Source organism: Micrococcus sp. 2A (assembly GCF_039519235.1).
In the GTDB taxonomy this organism is placed as follows: Bacteria; Actinomycetota; Actinomycetes; order Actinomycetales; family Micrococcaceae; genus Micrococcus.
Genome location: NZ_CP154351.1, coordinates 943,494 through 957,819 on the forward strand (window position 1 = coordinate 943,494; position 14,326 = coordinate 957,819).

Here is a 14,326-nt window from a genome sequence, read left to right on the forward strand (position 1 = left end):
CCGCCAGGGAAAGGATCACCATGGGAGCCCAGATCCGGGTCTACCGTCAGAAGATCGCATCGACCTCGTCGATGAAGAAGATCTTCAAGGCGATGGAGCTGATCGCCACGTCCCGCATCACCAAGGCCCGTGAGCGCGTCAACGCGTCGCTGCCGTATGCGAACGCGATCACCCGCGCCGTCTCGGCCGTGTCGAGCCAGCACGACATCGACCACGTCCTCACCACCGAGTCCCCGAACCCCACGCGGGCGGCCGTGCTGATCCTCTCGTCGGACCGCGGCCTCGCCGGCGCATACTCCGCGAACGTGCTGCGCAAGGCCGAGCAGCTGCTCACGCGTCTGCACGGGGAGGGACGCGAGGTCGACATCTACGTCGTCGGCCGCAAGGCGCAGACGTACATGGACTTCCGCGGGCGCGAGTACAAGCGCCTGTGGACGGGCCAGACCGACGCCCCCGTCGCCGAGCGCGCCACCGAGATCGGTGAGACGCTCGTCGAGGCCTTCCTCACGGACACCGCGGCGGGCGGCGTGGACGAGATCCACGTGGTCTTCACCGAGTTCGTCTCCCTCGTGAAGCAGAACCCGCACGTCGTGCGGCTCCTGCCGCTCGAGGTCGTGGAGGAGGACGTCGCGACCGCGGAGGAGGTCCTGCCGCTCTACGAGTTCGAGCCGGACGCCGAGGAGGTCCTCGACGCCCTGCTGCCGAAGTACATCGAGTCGCGCATCTTCAACGCCATGCTCCAGTCGGCGGCCTCTGAGCTCGCCAACCGTCAGCGGGCCATGAAGTCGGCGGGCGACAACGCCTCGAGCCTCATCAAGGAGTACACGCTCCTGATGAACAACGCCCGACAGGCCGAGATCACCCAGGAGCTCACCGAGCTCATCGCGGGCGCGGACGCGCTCAACAACTCCTGAGCCTTCCCTCGGCTCGACTGACCCGCCATCCACACACGATAGAAGTGAGAGAGATGACTGCCACCATCACCGACCACGGCACCGGCACCCCGGCCCGTGGCGCCACCGGGCGCGTCGCCCGGGTCATCGGCCCCGTGATCGACGCCGAGTTCCCCGGCAACGCCATGCCCGAGATCTACAACGCCCTGACCACCGAGATCGAGCTCAACGGCCAGAAGCGCACCGTGACCTTCGAGGTCGCCCAGCATCTGGGCGACAACATGGTCCGCGCCGTCTCCCTGCAGTCCACCGACGGCCTCGTCCGCGGCGCCGACGTGCTGGACTCGGGCGCCCCCATCTCCGTCCCCGTGGGCGATGCGGTCAAGGGCCACATCTTCAACGTGCTCGGCGAGACCCTGGACATGCCGACCTCGGAGCTCGGCGACGTCGAGCGCTGGCCGATCCACCGGCCGGCCCCGAACTTCGCCTCCCTCGAGGGCTCCACCGAGATGATGGAGACGGGCATCAAGGTCATCGACCTGCTGACCCCCTACATCAAGGGCGGCAAGATCGGCCTGTTCGGCGGCGCCGGCGTGGGCAAGACCGTGCTCATCCAGGAGATGATCACCCGTGTGGCCCGCAACTTCGGCGGCACCTCCGTGTTCGCCGGCGTCGGCGAGCGCACCCGCGAGGGCAACGACCTCTGGGTCGAGATGGACGAGGCCGACGTGCTCAAGGACACCGCCCTGGTGTTCGGCCAGATGGACGAGCCGCCGGGCACGCGCCTGCGCGTGGCCCTCTCGGCCCTGACCATGGCGGAGTACTTCCGCGATGTGCAGAACCAGGACGTGCTGCTCTTCATCGACAACATCTTCCGCTTCTCGCAGGCCGGCTCCGAGGTCTCCACGCTGCTGGGCCGCATGCCCTCGGCCGTGGGCTACCAGCCGAACCTCGCGGACGAGATGGGTGTGCTCCAGGAGCGCATCACCTCGACGCGCGGCCACTCCATCACCTCGATGCAGGCCGTGTACGTCCCCGCGGACGACTACACCGACCCGGCCCCGGCGAACGTGTTCGCGCACCTCGACGCGACCACCAACCTGACCCGTGACCTCGCGTCCCGTGGCCTGTACCCCGCCGTGGACCCGCTGGCCTCGACCTCGCGCCTGCTGGATCCGCAGTACGTGGGCCAGGACCACTACGACACCGCCATCCGCGTGAAGCAGATCCTCCAGAAGAACAAGGAGCTGCAGGACATCATCGCGATCCTCGGTGTGGACGAGCTCGGCGAGGAGGACAAGATCACCGTGGCGCGCGCCCGCAAGATCGAGCAGTTCCTCTCACAGAACACCTACACCGCCAAGCAGTTCACGGGTGTCGAGGGCTCGACCGTGCCGGTCAAGGACACCGTCGAGGGCTTCAAGGCGATCGCCGACGGCGAGCTCGACCACGTCGCCGAGCAGGCCTTCTACAACGTGGGCGGCCTGGACGACGTCGAGCGCGAGTGGGCCAAGATCCAGGCCGAGGGCTGATCCGTCATGGCTGAGCTCGAGGTGGAGATCGTCTCCGAGGAGAGGTCCATCTGGAAGGGCGCGGCGTCGGCCGTCTCGGCGCGCACCTACCAGGGTGAGATCGGCATCCTGCCGGGCCACACCCCGCTGCTCGCCGTGCTCGGCGACGGCGAGGTCGTGGTGCGCACCGCCGACGGCGGGACCGTGACCGCGCAGGCCAACGGCGGGTTCTTCTCCGTCGACCACGACCGCGTGGTGATCGCCGCGACGTCCGCCCGCCTGGGCGACGCCGCAGCCGTCTGAGCCGCGCGGTCCAGGCACGACCATGAGGGGCCCGGTGCTCATCGTCCTGGTCGGCGTGCTGGCAGTCCTCGGACTGCTGGCCGTCGCCGGACTGGTGCGGCACCGGGCCCTTCTGCGTGCGCCGGGGTCGTTCCCGGGGATCGCGGTCACCGGTCGGGGACGGCCCCGGCGGGTGATCGGCCGCTACGACGAGCGCGTCCTGGTGCTCAACGGGTTCATGCCCGCCGGCCCGCTCGCGTGGCGGGGGGAGCGCTGGGCGCTCCAGATGGACCGGGTGCCGGATGCGGCGCCCGTGGGTCAGACGGTCCTCGACGTCCACGGGGGCAGCGAGCCGGTCCGCCTGACGGTGGACGAGGCCGACGCCGGCGCCCTCCGCGCGTGGTGCGAGGCCGGGCCGTCCCAGGCCGGGCAGCTGTGGTGGCGCAGCGACGGGTCCACCCCCCGCACGCGCCGCTGACCCCGGTCGGCCCGCTGAACGGAGAGGGCCTCATCCTGCCGGCGTGACCCGTGTCGGCGTCCGCACGAGCACGGTCCGCGTCCCCGCGGGCCCCCACACCACGACGCCGGCCCGCGCCGGGTCGTCCCCGTCGCAGGCCTCCGCGCCGAGGCTCTCGCGGGGCACGTGGGTCGCCGCCCGCAGGACGGCGTCGGGGTCGAGACCGCGGCGCAGCAGCGCCGCGACGGAGTCCGCGAGGGACCGGCGGCCGCCCGCGAGCGGGGCCTCCTCCGCTCCGGTCGACGCCGGCGTGCGCCCCAGCCGGGGCGCGTGGTGGCCCGCGTGGATCGTGCGCGGGCCGAGGCGGTGCCGCGTTCCCGGCGCGGCGCCGGTCGCGGCGACCGCATCGGAGACGAGGCACACGGCCGGGGCCAGGGCCGGATCGCCCAGCAGCAGGTCCACGAGGTGGTGGGAGACGTGGACGTCGTCGGCGATGAGCTCGAGGCGGAGCCGCCCCCGGCGGGCGGCGTCCAGGAGCAGCGGAAGCGGTCCCGGCTCGCGGTGGTGGAAGCCGCGCATCGCGTTGAACAGGTGGGTGACCACGGGGCGCGGAGCCCGTCCGCCGCACCGCTCCGTCCTCCGGCGCAACGCCTCCCACCGGTCGAGCGCCGCCCTCGCCGCGAGCAGGTCCGCGTCGGTGTGGCCGAGGCACGGCACGGTCCCGGCCGCAGCCAGCTCCCGCTCCAGCGCGGCCGACCCGGCGAGCTCCGGGGCCAGCGTCATGGTGCGCACGAGGCCGCGCGGCCGGCCGCGCAGCGCCGCACGGACCGCGTGGCCGGCGGCCGAGGCGGGCGTGCACAGCGCGGCCCGGTCGTGGGCGCCGGCGCGGGCGGGGGAGAGGAACGGGCCCTCGAGGTGCACGCCGGCCAGCGAGCCCTCCTCCCACAGCGGCCGCAGCCGGTCGAGGGCGGAGGCCAGATCCGCGGCGGGCAGTGCCGGCAGCGAGCCGATCACGGTCCCCACCCCGGCGCGGCGCCCGCGCTCGAGCCAGGCGGCCACGTCTCCGACGGGAGAGGTCGCCAGGTCCACCCCGGCGCCCCCGTGGACGTGATGGTCCAGGAGCGGTCCGGTCACGCGCACGGCGTCCCGGTCCACGCCCGGCTCCGCCGCGGCGGCCAGCACCTCGCGCGGCGCCGCCTCGGCGGGGCCGGCCCACACGAGGCGCGCGCCGTCGTCGCCCGGTCCGGCCTCCGGAGTCTCCGCCCACGTCACCAGCCATTCCACCGGGTCCGCTCCGTGGTCCGCGGCCACCCACGGCGCGCGGGCGGAGCGCAGCGGGCCCGTCGGGGGCGCCGGATCAGAAGAGGCGGGACTCGGCATCGTCCACGCCGCGCATCGCGTCATAGTCGAGGGTGACGCAGCGGATGCCGCGGTCCTCGGCGAGGGTGCGGGCCTGCGGCTTGATCTGCTGCGCTGCGAACACGCCGCTCACGGGCGCGAGGAGGGGGTCGCGGTTCATCAGCTCGAGGTAGCGGGTGAGCTGCTCCACGCCGTCGATGTCCCCGCGGCGCTTGAGCTCCACGGCCACGGTGCCGTCCGGGCCCTTGGCCAGGATGTCCACGGGGCCGATGGCCGTCATGTACTCGCGGCGCACGAGCGTGTGCCCGTCGCCGAGCAGCTCGATCTGCTCCGCGAGCAGGCGCTGCAGATCCGCCTCCACGCCGTCCTTCACGAGCCCCGGGTCCACGCCGAGCTCGTGGGAGACGTCCGAGAGGACCTCCTCGAGCAGCACCAGCAGCCGGTCGTCCGACTTCTTCGCCTGGACGCGCCACACGGCGACGACGCCCTGGGCCGCCTGCTCCTCGCTCGGCTCCTCGACATGGAGGGTGGCCGGCGGGCTCATCCAGTTGAGGGGCTTGTAGGAGCCGCCGTCGGAGTGGACCAGCACCGAGCCGTCCGCCTTCACCATGAGGAGGCGGGTGGCGGAGGGCAGGTGGGCGTTGAGGCGGCCCTCGTAGGTCACGGAGCAGCGGGCAATGACGAGGCGCACCGGTCCAGTCTAGGGGCGGGCCCGCCCCTCGGCGCCGCGGCGGACGGCGCTGTGCCAGCATGGACGCATGCCCCGCTCCCACCGCCCGCGCCGCTCGTCCGCTCCGCGCCGGGGCGAGCGGTCGGGGTCGGGGGACGCCTCACGACGCTCCCGCCCCGGTCCAGGCCGGGTCGATCCCCTCGAGGAGCGCCTCGGCCTGGACCCGGGCTACGCGCACGAGAGCGGCAGCGACGGCGGCTGGCACGTGCGCCAGATCCCCGCGTGGCGCGCGGTGAAGGACTACTCCTGCCCCGGCTGCGGACGCGTGATCCGCCAGGGCCAGGCCCACCTCGTGGCGTGGCGCTCCGACTGGATCATGGGAGACGCGGACGCCGGAGAGGACCGGCGCCACTGGCACCCCGTGTGCTGGCGCACGAGGGCCAGCCGCTGAGGATCGTCCCGGTCACCGGGTCTCCTGCCGCGGGATGAACACCTCGCGGACGATCAGCAGCAGGGCGGCCGCCGTCGGGATGGCCATGAGCGCCCCGAGCACGCCGAGCAGGGTGCCGCCCGCGATCACGGCGATCACCGCGACGGCGGCGGGCACGTCCACCGCGCGGGACATGACGCGGGGGGAGACGACGTAGGCCTCGACCTGCAGGTAGACGACGTAGATCGCCGCGAACAGCGCGGCGGACTGCCACGAGTCCAGGAGGGAGATGAGGGTGATGACCGTCCCGCCGATCATCGCCCCCACGAGCGGGATGAACGCCATGATGGCGGCGAAGAACGCGAGCAGGGCCGCGAACGGGGTGCCGGCGATGCTCATGGCGATGAAGGCGACCGTGGCGTTCAGCGCGGCCACGAGGGTCTGGCCCATGACGTAGAGGCCCACGGAGGAGGTGATCTCCTCCGAGAGCTCACGGACACGCGCGCGGCGCGAGCGGGGCGCCAGGCGGTAGGCCCAGTGCTTGATGTGCGGCAGGGAGGAGAGGAAGTACAGGGTCAGGACCACCACGACCACCGTGACGAACAGGGAGTTCAGCACGGTTTGGCCGAGGCCCACGATCCCGCCGAAGAGGGCGGCCACCGAGGCTCCGTCGCCGTTGAGCTGGTCCGTGTGCTGGCGCACCGCGTCCTGGATGTGGAACTGGGCGTCGAGGGCGAGGAACCACTCCGAGCGCATCACCTCCTCCACCGTCGCGGGGATCTCCTCCGCGAGCTGGGTGGACTGCTCCACCGCGGTGGGGATCAGCAGGGAGATGAAGGCGGCCGCGACGGCGGCGAGGCCCAGGGCGGCCACGAGGACTCCGGCCCAGCGGGGGGCTCCCCATCGCTCGAAGCGGCGCACGATGGGGTCCAGGCCGAGGGCGATGAACAGGGCGGCCATGATCATCACGAGCAGCTGCTGGTTGGTGGCCAGGAATCCCAGGACGGCGAGGGCGAGCAGGACGCCCGTCGTGAGCAGGAAACCGGTGCTCACCGGCGATCGGAACGAGACCGTGGGGGTCGCCTCGGTGGGCTCCGGGACCGGCTCGTCCTGTGCGGCGTCGTCGCCGGGCGCGGTCGCCGGGCCGGAGCGGCGCCAGGCGAGGGGGCGCAGACTCAGGCGGCCGCGGACCGGGGAGCCCTCCGGCGGAGCGCCGACCGGGCTCGAGTCGGCCGGGGTGGACGGGTGCGCGGAGGCACGGGCCGGGCTCGTGGACGCGCCGTGGGTGGGCAAGGCGGCGTCCGGCGCGGCCTGGGGCGCCTGGTCCTCGGGATGATGCACGGGATCAGGGTACGGCAGGGGCCGCGGCGGAGGTGGCCGCGGGCGCCCCGGCCGGTCGAGCGTCTACCGTGGATCCCAGACCGTCTCGAAAGGACCGTGCACCGTGACCTCCCAGCCCTCCTCCGCCGCCCCGTCCCACCTGCGCGGGGCTGTCGACCTGTCCTCTCTGCGCTCGCCCCGGCCCGCCGCGGGCACCGGCACGGCGGGACCGAGCCCGGACGCGATGCCCGAGGGCTCATGGGTGATCCCGCAGGCGGACCAGCAGATGTTCCAGCAGCTCGTGCAGCTCTCCGCGCAGGTCCCCGTCCTCCTGCACCTCCACGTCCCGGGGGACCAGACGAGCGAGGCCCTGTACACCCAGTTCGCCGACGCCGTGGACGCCCAGGCGGGCCGCCTCGTCATGGCGCGCTTGGACGTCGTGGCAGACCCCGGGCTGCTGCAGGCCATCGGCCTGCCCGCGGGCCCGGCCGTCCTCGCGGTGGTGGCCGGCCAGCCCGTGCCGCTCGTGAACCAAGCCGTGCCGGAGGAGACCCTCGCCCAGCTCCTGGGCGAGATCCTCGAGGTCGCTCGCCAGAACGGCGTGTCCGGCACCGTGCCTCCCGTCGCGGACGCGCGTCCCGGCGCGGGCGGCGAGCCGGCACCGGCGGCGCCCCCCGTGCCCCCGCTGCACCGGGCAGCCCACGAGGCCCTCGCCGCCGACGACATGCCCGCCGCCGTCGCCGCGTGGGAACGGGCGCTCGCCGAGAACCCGGCGGACGCCGTCGCCCTGCAGGGCCGCTCCGCCGCCCAGCTGCTCCTGCGCACGCAGGACGCGGACGCCGCCGCGGTGCGCGCGGGGGCGGCCGAGCGTCCCGACGACGCGGCCGCGCAGATCGCGGTGGCGGACCTCGACGTGCTCGGCGGCCACGTCGAGGACGCGTTCGCCCGCCTGGTCCGCTTCATCGCCGGCCATCACGGCGACGCGCGCGAGGACGTGCGCTCCCACCTCGTCGACCTCTACACCGTGGTGGGCGTGGACGACCCGCGCGTGCAGGCCTCGCGTCGCCGCCTCGCCGCCGCCCTGTACTGAGCGTCACGGCGCGGCGACGCCCCGCGGGCGTGCCCTGAGCGCCCCGCGGCTCCGCCAGGTGGGGGAGGAGGGGCCGGCGAGATCATCCCCAGGGCGGAGGCGAAGCCTGTCAGCGCGCTGTTAGCGTCGGCGGCATGATCGCCGCCCCCGAGCCTCCGCTCCGCCGCGCCCACGACAGCCCTGACCCGGACCTCGCCCTCGTCACCCGGGCGCTGGCCAAGCGATTCGGGGACAGGACGGCCCTCGCGGGCCTGGACCTGGAGGTTCCGGCGGGCTCGTTCTTCGGCGTCGTGGGCCCGAACGGTGCGGGCAAGACCACGGCGCTGTCCATGGCCACGGGCCTGCTCCGCCCGGACCACGGCCAGGCCTGGATCCACGGCGTGGACGTGTGGGCGCAGCCCCTCGAGGCCAAGCGCCGCGTGGGCGTGCTCGCCGACGGCGTCCGCACGTTCGACCGCCTCACCGGCGCGCAGCTGGTCACCTACGCGGGCCTGCTCCACGGCCTCGACGCCGAGACCGTGGCCCAGCGCACCGCCGACCTGCTGCGCGTCATGGACCTGCAGGACGCCGGCCGTAAGCTCGTCGTGGACTACTCCGCGGGCATGACCAAGAAGGTCAACCTGGCCGCCGCGATGGTCCACGCCCCGGACGTCCTGGTGCTCGACGAGCCGTTCGAGGCCGTCGACCCCGTCTCCGCCGCGAACATCCGCGACATCCTGAACGACTACGTCGGCCGCGGCGGCACCGTGATCGTCTCCAGCCACGTGATGGACCTCGTGCAGCGCATGTGCACGCACGTCGCCGTCATCGCCGACGGCACCCTGCGCGCCACCGGCACGGTGGAGGAGGTCCGCGCCGGGCGCGACCTCGAGGAGCGCTTCGTGGACCTCGTCGGCGGGCGCCACACGGGGGAGGGCCTCGCATGGCTGTGAACGGCATGGCCGCCACCCTTGTCCGCCTGCGCTGGGCGCTCACCGTCAACCAGTGGCGCCGCTCCCCGTTCACGCTCGTGATGAGCATCATCGGCGCGCTGTACATCCTCGGGGCGGCGGTCTTCCTCGTCGTCGGGCTCACCGTGGCCCTGCCGGGCGAGGACGTCGCCTTCCGCGGGGTGCTCACCGTCCTGGCCACCTCGGTGGTCGTCCTGCTGTGGCTCGTGCTGCCGCCGCTCGTCACCGGCGTGGACGCCACTCTGGACCCCCGCAGCTTCCTCGTCTACCCGGTGCCCGTCGGCACGCTCGTCCGCGGTCTGCTCCTCAGCGCCTTCACGACGCCGGTCGGGATCGCCACGCTGATCGTCACCCTGGGCGTCGCGGCGTCCTGGCGGGACCAGCCGGCCGCGCTCGCCTTCGGCCTGGTCGGGGCCGTCATCAGCGCGGTCGCCGCCGTCTCCCTGGGCTACGGCGTCACGGGGATGATCTCGGCCTATGCCGGCCGCCGCCGGGTGCGCGAGACGGTCTCCGTGCTGCTCATGATCCCGCTCATGCTCGGCGGCATCGCCTTCGCCCAGGCCGCCGAGTCCTTCGACACGCTCATGGCCGGCGCGCCGCCCGTGGCCGAGGCCGCCTCCTGGACGCCGTTCGGCGCCGGTGCGGCCGCCGCCTGGGCCGCCGCCGAGGGACGCTGGGGGCTGGCGGCCGTGCGGCTCGCCGTCGCCCTCCTCTGGTGCGCCCTGGCCCTCGCCCTGTGGCACCTGGCCGTCCGCCGCACGGTGCGGCCCGTGGGCGTCGGGGGCGGGCCGGCGCGTGAGGCGAAGGCGGCCGCCGCCGACCCGCGTCCGCTGCGCTGGCTCGGCCGCCCCGCCACGGGCCCCCGCACCGCGATCGCGGCCCGCGCGCAGCACTACTGGTTCACGGACCCGCGCTACATGGCTGGCCTCATCACCATCCCGCTCATGGCCGTGCTCCTGTGGTTCACGGGCAGCATCGGCGAGGACGGCGCCGGACCGGCCGTGTTCCTGGCCATGGCGCCCATCACGGCGTGGGCGCTGGCCCACTCCCTCTCGGCGGACATCGCCTACGACCACACGGCGTTCCACCTGCACGTCGTCGCCGGCGTGAAGGGGATCGACGACCGGATCGGGCGGCTCATGGGCATGCTCGGCTGGGGCGTCCCGCTCGTCGTCGTGGTGGCCGTGGCCACGTGCGCCGCAGCGGAGGACTGGGGCGCGCTGCCCGCCGTGCTGGGCCTGTCCCTCGGCCTCCTCGGCTCCGTGTGCGGCCTCGCAGCGCTCGTCTCCGCGCGCTGGGTCTACCCGGTGCCGAAGCCCGGCGACAGCCCGTTCCAGCAGCCGCAGGGCGCGATGGTCCGCACCATGATCGTGCAGTTCGGCGCGCTCCTGGCCTCGGCGGCCATGGCCCTGCCGATGCTCGTCCCCGCGATCGTGTTCTCCGTGACGCGGGAGCCCGTGTGGTCCTGGGGCGCGCTCGCGGTGGGCCTGGCGTGGGGCGCGCTGCTGCTCTGGCTGGGCGTTCGGCTCGGCGCCCGCTGGTACGAACGGGCGCAGGCCGAGACCTTCCAGGCCGTGAAGGCGTTCTGACCGACTGGCTAGGATGGGCCGCATGAGTGTGACCGGCGAACCCGACCTGAACGACCCCTTCGCGCCCGCCGGCGGCGGCACCTCCGTCCTGGAGCGCGAGGAGCAGCTCCAGGACATCGAGCCGGGCGACCACGAGCGATTCGCGCACTACGTGCGCAAGGAGAGGATCATGGAGTCCGCCCTGTCCGGCGCGCCCGTGATCGCGCTGTGCGGCAAGGTGTGGGTGCCGGGCCGCGACCCGGAGAAGTTCCCCGTGTGCCCCACGTGCAAGGAGATCTACGAGGGACTGCGCGATCCCCAGGACGGCGACGGCGACTCCGGCTCGGGCGGCGGCAAGCGCGGGTTCTTCGGCGGTCGCGGGCGTGGCTGAGGCCGCTCGTCGATGAGCGGCACCCTCTTCGGCGGGCCTGACCCCGCCGGCTCCGACGCGTCCGGCGCCGTCCCGTCCGCCGGCGTCCAGCCCGATCTCTTCCACGTGGGCGAGGACCTGCCCCCGGCTCTGCCCGAGCGTGCAGCCTGGGGCACCGCCCCCAAGCTGCGCCAGTGGCAGCAGGAGGCCCTCGAGAAGTACCTCTCGGCCTCCCCGCAGGACTTCCTCGCCGTCGCCACCCCCGGTGCGGGCAAGACGACCTTCGCGCTCCGCGTGGCCAAGATCCTCATGGACGCCGGTGTGGTGCAGCGGCTGACCGTGGTCGCGCCCACGGACCACCTCAAGCGGCAGTGGGCGGACAACGCGGCGCGCGTGGGCCTGGCGATCGACCCGAACTTCAAGAACGCGGACGGACGGCACGGCGCGGAGTACCGCGGCGTGGCGCTGACCTACGCGCAGGTGGCCAACAAGCCGGTGCTGCACCGCAACCGCACCGAGGCCGCCAAGACGCTGGTGATCCTCGACGAGATCCACCACGGCGGCGACGCCCTGAGCTGGGGCGAGGGCATCAGGGAGGCGTTCGAGCCGGCCGCGCGCCGCCTCGCGCTGACCGGCACCCCCTTCCGCTCGGACACCTCCACCATCCCGTTCGTGCAGTACGTGGACGGGCCCGACGGGCTCTCCCGCTCGAAGGCGGACTACACGTACGGCTACGGGCCCGCGCTGCGGGACAACGTGGTGCGGCCGGTCATCTTCATGGCCTACTCGGGGCAGATGCGGTGGAAGACCTCGACGGGCGAGGTCATGGAGGCCCAGCTCGGCGAGGCGGCCACGAAGGACATCACCGCATCGGCCTGGCGGACCGCGCTGGACCCGCAGGGCGAGTGGATCCCCTCCGTGCTCAAGGCCGCGGACCAGCGCCTCACCGAGGTGCGGCGCAACGTGCCCGACGCCGGCGGCCTGGTGATCGCCTCGGACCACGAGGACGCCCGCGCCTACGCCGCCCAGCTCGAGGCGCTGACCGGCCAGAAGCCGGCCGTCATCCTCTCGGACGACAAGGGCGCCTCGGACCGCATCGACGAGTTCGCCGCCTCGGACGAGCGCTGGATGGTGGCCGTGCGCATGGTGTCCGAGGGCGTGGACGTGCCCCGACTCTGCGTGGGCGTCTACGCGACGTCCACGTCCACGCCGCTGTTCTTCGCGCAGGCCGTGGGCCGCTTCGTGCGATCGCGGCGCCGTGGGGAGACCGCATCCGTCTTCCTGCCCTCCGTGCCGCAGCTGATGCTCCTGGCCAACGAGATGGAGCTCGAGCGGGACCACGCCCTGGACCGACGCGAGGGCGCCGTCGAGGTGGAGGACCTCGAGGACGCCCCCGAGGAGGACCTCATCGCGCAGGCCAACCGGGAGGAGAAGGGGTCGGACTCCCTGACGGGCGCCAAGTTCGAGGCGCTCGAGTCCCGGGCGAGCTTCGACAAGGTGCTCTTCGACGGCGGCGAGTTCGGCCTCGGCGGCGCCGTGGGCTCGGCCGAGGAGCAGGACTTCCTCGGCATCCCCGGCCTGCTCGACGCCGACCAGGTCTCCGCCCTGCTGCGCCAGCGCCAGGCGGAGCAGGTCCAGCGCCGCCCGAAGGCCGCCGAGCCGAAGGAGCCGGCTGAGGTGGTGGACCACCGGCGCATGAAGGAGCTGCGCGCCGAGCTGTCCAAGCTGGTGTCGGCGTGGTCCGCGCGCTCGGGCACCCCGCACGGCGTGATCCACAACCGGCTCCGCGAGGTCAGCGGCGGCCCGGCAGTGGCCCAGGCGTCCCAGGACCAGCTGGAGAAGCGGATGTCCACGATCCGCGGGTGGTTCGTCGGGCGGAGGTGAGCCGCCGGAGGCGGCCCGGACAGGGCGGACCGCCGGACCGAGCCGTCCTCACCCAGGGCCGTCTGGACGTCTCGGTCGGCTGGATGCGGCTCGGCTCGACCGCGGGCGCTCAGCTCGGATGTCAGCACAGGGGGCGCAGGTACCGCTCGGGAGACGCGAGGAACGCGCGGTGGTGCCGGACGAACGGGAGGTCGTCGTAGGCCGTCGGCGTGATGCCGTCCTCGTCGAGCAGCAGGATCCGGGCTCCTGGCAGCGCCGCGAGCACGGGGGAGTGCGTGGACAGGACGACCTGGGATCCCGCCTCGACCATGATCCGCAGGTGGACCAGGAGCGCGAGGCAGCTCTCGAAGGACAGCGCGGACTCGGGCTCGTCGAGGATCCAGAGGCCGCGCACGCCGGCACGCTCCTCGCAGAACTGCAGGAACGCCTCGCCGTGGCTGCGCAGGTGCAGGGTCGATCCCGGAATCGTGGACTCCAGGTACGTGAACAGCCCGTACATGTTCTCGGCCCGCAGGAACACGCCGCCCCTGGGTGCTCCCGCCCCGCGCGCGAGCTGCAGGTGCTCGGCGAGGTCGGAGGAGGTCCGCCGCGTCTCGTGGAACACGTGGCGGGTGCCGCCCTCCGCGTTGAGGCCGAACGCCTCCGCGATCGCCTCGACGACCGTGGACTTCCCCGCCCCGTTCGCCCCGACGATCACGGTGGCGTCGCCGAGGTCGAGGCCGTGGTCCAGCAGGTGGCGCACCGCCGGGATGTCGGCAGGCCACACGGTCCGGTCGGCGGGGGAGAGCGGGTGCTCCGTCACCCGGCGCACGGGGCGGTCCCAGGCGCGCGTGTCCGGCGCGTCGTCCCGGGCCATCCGGCTCAGAGCTCCTCGGCGAGCTCCAGCACGGCCCCGGCGGCCTCCATCTCGTGGAGGGCCGCCTGGCCTGCGGCCTCGTCCACGGCCGCGCACAGGTCGGTCAGCACCGTCACCTCGTAGCCGGCGTCCACAGCGTCCAGGACGGTGGCCCGCACGCAGTGGTCGGTGGCGAGGCCGACGACGGTCAGCGCCTCCACCTCCTGATCGCGCAGCCACTCGTCCAGGCCCGGAGCGCCCTCGGCGACGGCGCGGGCCGCCCCCTGGGTCGCGCCGTGGGGGCCGGCCGGGGCGCCGGCCTCGTCACCGGACCGGACGGCGTCGGGCTCCCCGAGGAAGCCCTCGAAGCCGGAGTACGCGGCGGTGCGGGCGCCTTTGAGGAACTCCGCCTCCACATACTCGGCGTCCAGGTCCGGGTGCAGCTCGGCGCCGCGGGTGCCGGCCACGCAGTGCACGGGCCACGTGGCGCGGAAGTCGGGCTCCTCGCCCTCGGACGCGAAGTGCGTGCCAGGATCCACGTGCCAGTCGCGCGTGGCGACGACGGCGGTGTAGCGGTCCACGTGCTCGTCCAGGTGCTCGCTGATCGCCGCGGCGACGGCGGCGCCGCCCGTGACGGCGAGCGATCCGCCCTCGCAGAAGTCGTTCTGGACGTCGACGATGATCAGGGCGCGGGTGAGGTCGGGCAT

15 protein-coding genes are annotated in these 14,326 nt (G+C 73.7%); 10 read left to right on the plus strand and 5 right to left on the minus strand.

The features are described 5' to 3' along the window. The first annotated feature begins 20 nt into the window (after nt 1–20). Genes AAG742_RS04395 through AAG742_RS04410 form a run of 4 tightly spaced genes read left to right on the plus strand, consistent with a single transcriptional unit; the run spans nt 21 to nt 3,164 of the window. Entirely contained in the window at nt 21–914 is an 894-nt protein-coding gene (locus AAG742_RS04395; RefSeq protein ID WP_298713007.1) for a F0F1 ATP synthase subunit gamma, read from the plus strand. Between the two features lie 53 nt (nt 915–967). Further along, nucleotides 968–2,425, plus strand: coding sequence for a F0F1 ATP synthase subunit beta (gene atpD / locus AAG742_RS04400; RefSeq protein ID WP_248115159.1), 1,458 nt, complete (start codon nt 968–970; stop codon nt 2,423–2,425). Nucleotides 2,426–2,431: 6 nt separating this feature from the next. Further along, nucleotides 2,432–2,707: a F0F1 ATP synthase subunit epsilon gene (locus tag AAG742_RS04405; protein WP_248115158.1), complete on the plus strand. Its 276-nt coding sequence runs from the start codon at nt 2,432–2,434 to the stop codon at nt 2,705–2,707. A gap of 34 nt (nt 2,708–2,741) precedes the next feature. After that, the gene (locus AAG742_RS04410; RefSeq protein WP_298713010.1) at nt 2,742–3,164 is read left to right on the plus strand and encodes a DUF2550 family protein; all 423 of its coding nucleotides are present in this window, start codon (nt 2,742–2,744) and stop codon (nt 3,162–3,164) included. Nucleotides 3,165–3,194: 30 nt separating this feature from the next. On the opposite strand, the gene AAG742_RS04415 is transcribed toward AAG742_RS04410, so the two are convergent. Further along, nucleotides 3,195–4,415: a hypothetical protein gene (locus AAG742_RS04415; RefSeq protein WP_343282346.1), complete on the minus strand. Its 1,221-nt coding sequence runs from the start codon at nt 4,413–4,415 to the stop codon at nt 3,195–3,197. An 85-nt stretch (nt 4,416–4,500) separates the two neighbouring features. Beyond that, entirely contained in the window at nt 4,501–5,193 is a 693-nt protein-coding gene (gene nucS, locus AAG742_RS04420; protein ID WP_248115155.1) for an endonuclease NucS, read from the minus strand. A 67-nt stretch (nt 5,194–5,260) separates the two neighbouring features. Here nucS and AAG742_RS04425 point away from each other — a divergent pair, with 67 nt between their 5' ends. Next, a complete protein-coding gene (locus tag AAG742_RS04425) occupies nt 5,261–5,623 on the plus strand; it encodes a hypothetical protein (protein WP_248115154.1) in 363 nt (120 codons plus the stop codon). A 12-nt stretch (nt 5,624–5,635) separates the two neighbouring features. On the opposite strand, the gene AAG742_RS04430 is transcribed toward AAG742_RS04425, so the two are convergent. Further along, a complete protein-coding gene (locus AAG742_RS04430) occupies nt 5,636–6,943 on the minus strand; it encodes an AI-2E family transporter (RefSeq protein ID WP_248115153.1) in 1,308 nt (435 codons plus the stop codon). 103 nt (nt 6,944–7,046) lie between these two features. Between AAG742_RS04430 and AAG742_RS04435 the strand changes: the two genes are divergently transcribed. The 5 genes from AAG742_RS04435 to AAG742_RS04455 all read left to right on the plus strand — a co-directional run bounded on the left by AAG742_RS04435 (nt 7,047) and on the right by AAG742_RS04455 (nt 12,784). After that, on the plus strand, nt 7,047–8,012 hold the full coding sequence (locus AAG742_RS04435; RefSeq protein ID WP_248115152.1) for a tetratricopeptide repeat protein: 966 nt from the start codon (nt 7,047–7,049) through the stop codon (nt 8,010–8,012). Nucleotides 8,013–8,146: 134 nt separating this feature from the next. Beyond that, complete coding sequence (locus tag AAG742_RS04440) at nt 8,147–8,944, plus strand: ABC transporter ATP-binding protein (RefSeq protein WP_248115151.1); 798 nt, start codon at nt 8,147–8,149, stop codon at nt 8,942–8,944. Then, entirely contained in the window at nt 8,935–10,551 is a 1,617-nt protein-coding gene (locus AAG742_RS04445) for a Tat (twin-arginine translocation) pathway signal sequence (RefSeq protein WP_248115150.1), read from the plus strand. Before AAG742_RS04440 ends, AAG742_RS04445 begins: the two co-directional genes overlap by 10 nt. A 22-nt stretch (nt 10,552–10,573) precedes the next feature. Then, entirely contained in the window at nt 10,574–10,921 is a 348-nt protein-coding gene (locus AAG742_RS04450; protein WP_248115149.1) for a DUF3039 domain-containing protein, read from the plus strand. 12 nt (nt 10,922–10,933) lie between these two features. Then, on the plus strand, nt 10,934–12,784 hold the full coding sequence (locus AAG742_RS04455; RefSeq protein WP_248115148.1) for a DEAD/DEAH box helicase: 1,851 nt from the start codon (nt 10,934–10,936) through the stop codon (nt 12,782–12,784). 121 nt (nt 12,785–12,905) lie between these two features. Here AAG742_RS04455 and AAG742_RS04460 read toward each other — a convergent pair whose 3' ends face one another. Then, entirely contained in the window at nt 12,906–13,640 is a 735-nt protein-coding gene (locus AAG742_RS04460; RefSeq protein ID WP_248115147.1) for an AAA family ATPase, read from the minus strand. 5 nt (nt 13,641–13,645) lie between these two features. Next, entirely contained in the window at nt 13,646–14,326 is a 681-nt protein-coding gene (locus AAG742_RS04465; RefSeq protein WP_248115146.1) for an isochorismatase family protein, read from the minus strand.

Coding starts and splice junctions, on each gene's coding strand:
- AAG742_RS04455 (WP_248115148.1), top strand. CDS start 10,934: ATGAGCGGCACCCTCTTCGGCGGGCCTGACCCCGCCGGCTCCGACGCG.
- AAG742_RS04425 (WP_248115154.1), top strand. CDS start 5,261: ATGCCCCGCTCCCACCGCCCGCGCCGCTCGTCCGCTCCGCGCCGGGGC.
- AAG742_RS04460 (WP_248115147.1), bottom strand. CDS start 13,640: ATGGCCCGGGACGACGCGCCGGACACGCGCGCCTGGGACCGCCCCGTG.
- AAG742_RS04405 (WP_248115158.1), top strand. CDS start 2,432: ATGGCTGAGCTCGAGGTGGAGATCGTCTCCGAGGAGAGGTCCATCTGG.
- AAG742_RS04445 (WP_248115150.1), top strand. CDS start 8,935: ATGGCTGTGAACGGCATGGCCGCCACCCTTGTCCGCCTGCGCTGGGCG.
- AAG742_RS04450 (WP_248115149.1), top strand. CDS start 10,574: ATGAGTGTGACCGGCGAACCCGACCTGAACGACCCCTTCGCGCCCGCC.
- AAG742_RS04395 (WP_298713007.1), top strand. CDS start 21: ATGGGAGCCCAGATCCGGGTCTACCGTCAGAAGATCGCATCGACCTCG.
- atpD (WP_248115159.1), top strand. CDS start 968: ATGACTGCCACCATCACCGACCACGGCACCGGCACCCCGGCCCGTGGC.
- AAG742_RS04465 (WP_248115146.1), bottom strand. CDS start 14,326: ATGCCCGACCTCACCCGCGCCCTGATCATCGTCGACGTCCAGAACGAC.
- AAG742_RS04440 (WP_248115151.1), top strand. CDS start 8,147: ATGATCGCCGCCCCCGAGCCTCCGCTCCGCCGCGCCCACGACAGCCCT.